Consider the following 6729-nt stretch of genomic DNA (forward strand, 5'->3'; position numbering starts at 1 on the left):
TTCCACAATCAATTTCTACCTATTTCTATAAATTTCAATCTATTTCTATTATCTTATCTCCATATCACTCTTATCTCCTTATCCCCTTTCTTACACTTTTGATATATAGCCTGAACGGTTACCTTTTAAGGAATCAATGCGTTAATTTTCGCTGAGAATTGCTGATTCTTTTTATAGACGGTATTAAGTCAAAGTCTTCGTCGTATGAAAAAATATCTGAAAGATTATTATTAAGCATATAATTGATAATAAAAGAATCGTTGTAGTTAAGTAGTCCCTTATGTTCTTTTAAGGTAGTCATTATTGAAAAATGATATGATTTTATATATTCACTTACCCATAAAATTTTGTCAAAATAAACTGTTTCCATTTTTGATAGGGCAACTATAAAATTTTCTGGTTGGTTTTTACTTTCAAAACGTTTAGCCAAAACATTAATTGATTCATTAATAACAATATCTAAAATAATGAAGTTGGTATTTTCAGGTAAATTGGTCAAAATTTCTTTTGTGGTTTTAAACCATTTGTCATTTTCATCAATAATGGAAATCAATACATTTGTGTCAAGAATTATATTATTCATTATATATATCCTCACATTCTTTGACAGCATCTCCGCCTACTGCACAAACAGTTCCTTTTTTAAGTAATTCTTTAGTTGAAATTCCTGGGACTTTTTTTTGCTCAGATATATCAGTTCTAAGTGAATATTTAGCCACTAAATAACCATAGAAATCAAATAATTCCTGTTTGGCAATTGGCGGAAGGATAGAAACATTAAAATTGTCTATATATTCAACGGTTTGCATTGAATGCCCTCCTTATCAAAAATCAACTTGTTAAATATATTATAACCTTATAAGATAGAAAAGTCAATAAAAATATATTAAATGCCTGTGATTCAGACACTGGACATCAGACACAAGACTATAGATTCTATTTATGCAGGAAATTAGTGACATTTGGGAAACCATCCTCAAAACTTCACTCCCTGAATTTTTCCTAAGCCTTACCTATAATCAGTGACTATGTCAGTGTCAGTATCAGTTAAGGAAATGTTTTCAACACTTCCAACTCTTCCAACATTCTTCTGCAATTTCTGCCCGCTTTAGTCTGATGTCTATAATCTACTGTCTGAATCACAGTATTAAATGCCACTGATTCAGAAATGCGGTTGCAAAATTTGTAAGTGTTCAATTGGTGTAAGAAAGGAGATAGGGAGAGAACAGAGGAAGATAACTGACATTATCCGAAAAATATAACTTTGTAACCGTTCACCGCAAGATGCCGCAGAGACGCAGAGAAAAAAATTAAAATCTATTCACCAGAGACAGAAATTTCCTTTTTTTTGTGCATTTCGGGTCTTTCGTTGTTTATTAATCTTTTAATACGGACTTTCGACTAACTGTTTTTAAGCCTTTTTAAACACCGAAAAACACGAAAAAGACGAAAAAAAAGATATTTTCCTCTCTGCGAACTCTTGCGTCTCTGCGGTGAATTACTATCTGAACAGTTACCCGTTGTCTCTGGTGGTCGGCGGCAACAAGTTGTCAGGCGGTTCTCTTTACGGCAAGAAGTGAGGTTCATCCCTGATAGCATCCAAACACTCATCTAAAGATAACTCGGTGTAGAGCTCCCACCATTGTTGTGTGTGTCTCATGTATGAAAGATTAAAACATTCATTGCCAATATATTCCAGACGAGCAAATTTTGCCTCAAAAAATGGTGAAATGGCATATGGACCAGGACAGGCATACTTTGCACAAAAATAAAAATAGTTTCGATACCATTTCGAGTAAATATCTACGATGTAGTTATATCGCTCATCTTTAGAAGGAACCTTGATGTGATTCGGTTTCAGAACAGTCTCAATGAGATTGTTTGCCTTTGTCTCCACATTCGCCTTAACGGCATCTGGTACCCTGGGTTTAGATTGTTTTGAAGCACTGAAGCCCCACATTTTTATTGCCATGTTTACCTCCTCCTGGGAAAAAACTGTAATTCAAGGATTATTCTGATAGCCTGAAGTCAGGTGTAACTGTTCAGCCACGGATGAACGCGGATGAAACAGGGAAAATCTCGCTACAGGGGACATGCCTGCAATTAGGGTTGGAGGGACAAACCCTGTCCTTACACTTCCGCCTTCTGTCCTCTCTTATTTATCCGTGCTAATCCGTGTTAATCAGTGGTTGAATAGTTACAGATTTTTTAATAGGGACTCGATAGTTAGGTGATATAGGGTTTTGAGATATATTACCATAGTGTTAAACAAATGTCAATAATTATTTTTTGAAAAATGTTGACATAAAATTGATTCAACTTATAAACACGAACTTGATGCGTTGCTAACTCTAAATTTTTAGACTCCTGAGCCTGTCAGGAACAGGCTTTTAAAAAATCACAGTTTGTGAGCTTTTAAACTATAATAATTTCTCTTATTTAGAGACCTGCAGGGATAAGAAGTATTTCACAATCAGGTGTTTCTGGAATAGCTTCAAGATTTCCCACATTATCAGATGCCCTTGAGTAAAACCTATATCTATGGTTATATTTCCCTCTGTAGGTATAAGAACCGGTTGAGGTGGCAACATAAATCGGGGCATAAGGACTTTCATTATCTGAACAATAGATGGTATAGTTTCTAATTCCAGAGCCATTTAGGTCATCAGAACCTGCCCAGCAAAGATTGAAGCTTTTAGAGGTAATAGTTGCAGGAAGGGGATTCATCGAGCTGGTTGGTATGCCTGAGTCAATGGTGTTGAATACCTCTGGTGTATCCAATGGAGGGTTTATATCAAAGACAATGGATGCTTTGTTTTTAATTTGAGTTCCGGATGGAAGGTTATTTTTAGGTTTGATGCTAAAACTTACCCAGCCCTCTCCATTTGGAGGATTGCTATTTGGTGGAAGGAGGTCAGAAAGCTCATTTGTGCTTAAATCCCTTCCTTCCAGCCTAAATTGAAGGGTTTCTGTGGCAGAAAGCGATGCCTGAATATTAAGCCTTACTGTGTCTGTTTCTGGTGTTCCACCACTCCATGTTCCAGGATAAAATATGGTTGAGGTTGAGATTTGCTGAGTATCTTCTGGCAGGTCAATTACCATACCTCCGATGCAGATATTATTGAATATAAGGGTTGAGGTATCAAGATTAGGAGAAAGCTGGTCGCTAATCTTGATTTCTTGTGCATATGCCGTAGCAGTGGGAAGGTTTTCGAAGAAGACCATATAGCTTAGTGGAACATCCGCTGGAATAAACCGCTTGCACTGAGTCTGTGGTGTTCCTTCAGGGTCAAAGCCTGTGGGACTGGCTTTATCGTTGGGGTCAATAGATTGAACAACCTCCTTCTCTTCTTCTTTGCCATTTGGAGGTGTACATTTCAAAAAAAGTCCTATAAAATCTCGTAACTTTTTAAATTTATACTCAAGCCAATAATACTGGGATAGTTCCATTAACCATATGGTTGGCCACGCAAGATATCCTTCCCAATATGGACTAATAGTTATAAAATGTAGAAATGTTACCCTTGGACTATCATACCATCTAATGCCTTTTTGGCTAAACACTCCAGCGAGTAATTCATTGACAAAAGTATTACAATTTTTGTATTTACCACCGATAAAAGGGTTGTTATCCTTGAGAATTGCATAGTCTCCCGTTTCTCCTAACCGTCCTCGAGCTCTTCTCACAATCTCTTCCCCTGCTTCAAGTGTATAACCGGGCCATGTCCATGCACCAAAGTATGACCTTCCACCATCTAATTTCCTCAGCCAAACCTTATACCGTACACATTTGAAGGAACTATAACCCTCCTCGGTGTCTAGTTTAATGTTTCTCCATTTCCTACATAAATCCCTGTATGCATTGTTACCCCCATCAAATCCCAATATACTATTGCACCTATAGGAGGCTCTGTGCCGGGGGGATAATAATATGCATATTCGTTATACTCTTTGCTTTGTAGTTATAGCAAAGGAAGTAGAATATTTTTCTTGGGGAATTTGAAACTCCGAGGCTAAAGAGATTATTTGAGTCTACATTTTAACCTTGCCCAATTGGTAAGTTTTAAGATAGAAAGTAAACTCTTTTGAGCTTTCCATCGGCATGACAGGAACGGGCACTACAAGTGAATATTCATCCGATGATAAATAATCCTGTGAAAATTGTTCAAAACTTGGCAAGTTAACTTTAAAATAGCATCCTGAAGAGAATTTAATAATGATGTAGCAATCCAAAGCTAAAGCATTTCCTATATTTCCAAATTTGACCATATAGGTGGCAGGACGACCTACCCTTATTTGATCCGGACCAATAACTTGTACCCACAGATTTGGCTCCCTAAGCAAAGAGGGATTAGGAGAAAGGTTATATTCACTCAAATCCTCTCCTTCCAAATGGAGACTAACCGCCTCTCTTAAATTCTTAATTGCCTCTTCCACTGTTTCGCCTTGGGTTACTACATCAATCTCTATACATTGAGCCACCCAACACCTTTCGCCCTTTTCAATATAAGCTTTAATTGTGTTGTGTATCAATTGTTCACCTCCAAACCTTTCTTTGTTATATCACTATTTGTTCCCGCATTTATTGCAAGTTGGATTGACTGTCCTGGATTAACATTCCAATCCGTTGCCATTGCCTCATCTCCCCAAATTAGCCCTAAAACCACTAACGCCAATAGCTTCTTCATCTTACATTGTCTCTTTACTACCCCGTCAGACCTTACGGTCTGACACCCCTTCAAGGAAGGGGAATTTCCCTCATTCCCTCCCAGAAGGGTGTCCCGAAAGGACGTGGTGTGGAGAGGGGTGTCTGCGTCAGCAGACGGAGTGTTCCAATCTCCCTTCTGTACTTAAGTAAAACATTAAAATCTGAACAGATAACAACAACCATTATTTAATCTCATCCCCTAATTTAAACATTACCTTTAATGCCTTTTGAGAGCTTAAGAGAATATCTTTTGAAATCCAGAGAGATGTATTGGGGAATCTCTCAAGTGCTTCTTTTGCTTGGAGATAATCTAAATGACCCATTTTTGCCGCCCACAAGAGTATGCCTAATGAACCGTGCACCTCTAACCTTAAAGCATTAGCAAAAATTCTTGCCTCTGTATCGTCAGTTAAAAACCATTTTGGTTTAAGCCGTTTTGCAAGAACAATGGCAAAAGCCTCACCAGGATTTAGTAATCCTGAAAGGGATAAAAATTCTGCTTCTCTGGTTTCCTCTGGTAATAAGGCTTCAATAAGTATCCATTCTGGCTTTTGGTTTTTCCATTGGGGAATAAGACTATTTATTTCAATGTCTACCATCCTTGGAATGTAAATCTTTCCTGCTTTTTGCAAAATATCTAAAAGCCCTATCTCTTGTAAATGAAGAATTGGTCCTGTATCGCATACAATCAGCCTTTTTCTGGTTTCAATTTCAATGCCCATTCAATATCCTCTTTCATAAACTCTTCTTTTAATTTTATCCTATTGTGGTCAATAAATTCCTGAATGGCAGCGCGCAATACATCTTGTTCATCAATAAACCATCCGCTTTTTACATAATTTTCAATCTCAATCTCTATCTTTTCTGGAAGGGAAACCTTAACTGTTTTCATTATTTTTTCTCCTTTTTATATTTTAACAATTACCGCCAATCTTTTCAATAAGTAACTATTCAGCCACAGATGGACACGGATGAAACACTGAAAATTCGCAATCCGTGTCCGTTTTTCCGTATCCGTAATTAGGCTGAAGGGTTCTTCTCCTTCTAACTTTTATTTTCTATCCTTCTTGATTCTCTGCCAGTGGAGGAAATTTCCACCCCCTAACCCCCGCCAGCGGGGGACAACCCGCCTCTGTCCTCTGCCTTCTGCTCTCTGCCCTCTGCCTTCTGCCTTTTGCCTTCTGTATTTATCCGTGCTAATCCGTGTTAATCAGTGGCTGAATAGTTACAGATTTTTTAATAGGGACTCGATAGTTAGGTGATATAGGGTTTTGAGATATATATACCATAGTGTTAAACAAATGTCAATAATTATTTTTTGAAAAATGTTGACATAAAATTGATTCAACTTATAAACACGAACTTGATGCGTTGCTAACTCTAAATTTTCAGACTCCTGAGTCTGTCAATAAACTTTTGCAGGAAATTTAATGTATAAATCTACGAACTGGAGTTTCGTGAATTTTCTATGATTCTTTTCTTCTCTAATCTTTGCGTTCTTTGCGGTTAAAAAAGGATAAACCACAAAGAGCACAAAGTAGTAACGCAAAGGACACAAAGGGAAGAAAATAGGTGAAGCATTTTTTATCAACTCAACTTCAAAGCTAAACTTTTGCGTTTTTTAGAGAGTTGTCAACACAGAATCAATAGATTTTCCGGTTTTGCCTTGTTGATAACTCCAGATTAAAAGCTCTTTGAAAAACAGTTGTCTGACCCAATTGCAAATTTCACCAATGGTTTTACGTTCTTTATTACCTTCAGATTGGAGATTTACTAGTACCGTGTTAGCTAAGTTCTTTCACAGTTTAAGGGGTTTGCCATTATACGTCCATGCAAATGGATGAGCCCAAAAATTGTTCCAATGCATGATATATTCGAGTATTTTTACTTCAAGAGATCGTGTAAGGATTCAAAGATTCCTCGACGGAGCAATTTCCTTGAGAGGATACTTAGCCAAATTTCAATCTGGTTGAGCCATGAGCCATGTTTTGGGAGAAAGTGAAAGACAACACGTTTTGATT

8 protein-coding genes and 1 pseudogene are annotated in these 6729 nt (G+C 37.2%); all 9 read right to left on the reverse strand.

All coding sequences use genetic code 11. The annotated features are described in order from the left end of the window. Positions 1-133 precede the first annotated feature (133 nt). The gene (locus AB1422_14750; GenBank protein ID MEW6620573.1) at positions 134-583 is read right to left on the reverse strand and encodes a type II toxin-antitoxin system VapC family toxin; all 450 of its coding nucleotides are present in this window, start codon (positions 581-583) and stop codon (positions 134-136) included. Further along, positions 576-809: a hypothetical protein gene (locus tag AB1422_14755; GenBank protein ID MEW6620574.1), complete on the reverse strand. Its 234-nt coding sequence runs from the start codon at positions 807-809 to the stop codon at positions 576-578. The genes AB1422_14750 and AB1422_14755 overlap by 8 nt, the downstream gene beginning before the upstream one ends. A gap of 755 nt (positions 810-1564) precedes the next feature. Then, positions 1565-1972 (reverse strand): hypothetical protein, encoded by a 408-nt coding sequence (locus AB1422_14760; protein MEW6620575.1) that lies wholly within the window; start codon positions 1970-1972, stop codon positions 1565-1567. Positions 1973-2439: 467 nt separating this feature from the next. Continuing rightward, positions 2440-3687, reverse strand: coding sequence for a hypothetical protein (locus tag AB1422_14765; protein ID MEW6620576.1), 1248 nt, complete (start codon positions 3685-3687; stop codon positions 2440-2442). Positions 3688-4032: 345 nt separating this feature from the next. Continuing rightward, positions 4033-4533: a type II toxin-antitoxin system HicB family antitoxin gene (locus tag AB1422_14770; GenBank protein ID MEW6620577.1), complete on the reverse strand. Its 501-nt coding sequence runs from the start codon at positions 4531-4533 to the stop codon at positions 4033-4035. Beyond that, positions 4530-4688 (reverse strand): hypothetical protein, encoded by a 159-nt coding sequence (locus AB1422_14775; protein ID MEW6620578.1) that lies wholly within the window; start codon positions 4686-4688, stop codon positions 4530-4532. Before AB1422_14775 ends, AB1422_14770 begins: the two co-directional genes overlap by 4 nt. A gap of 202 nt (positions 4689-4890) precedes the next feature. Beyond that, positions 4891-5430, reverse strand: a complete 540-nt coding sequence (locus AB1422_14780) for a DUF3368 domain-containing protein (protein MEW6620579.1) — start codon at positions 5428-5430, stop codon at positions 4891-4893. Beyond that, positions 5397-5600 carry a hypothetical protein gene (locus AB1422_14785; protein ID MEW6620580.1) on the reverse strand — a complete coding sequence of 68 codons (204 nt, stop codon included), beginning with the start codon at positions 5598-5600 and terminating at the stop codon, positions 5397-5399. Before AB1422_14785 ends, AB1422_14780 begins: the two co-directional genes overlap by 34 nt. A gap of 1022 nt (positions 5601-6622) precedes the next feature. Next, positions 6623-6729 (reverse strand): annotated as a pseudogene (locus AB1422_14790) (transposase).

The organism is bacterium (assembly GCA_040757115.1).
Lineage (GTDB): Bacteria > UBA9089 > CG2-30-40-21 > CG2-30-40-21 > SBAY01 > JBFLXS01.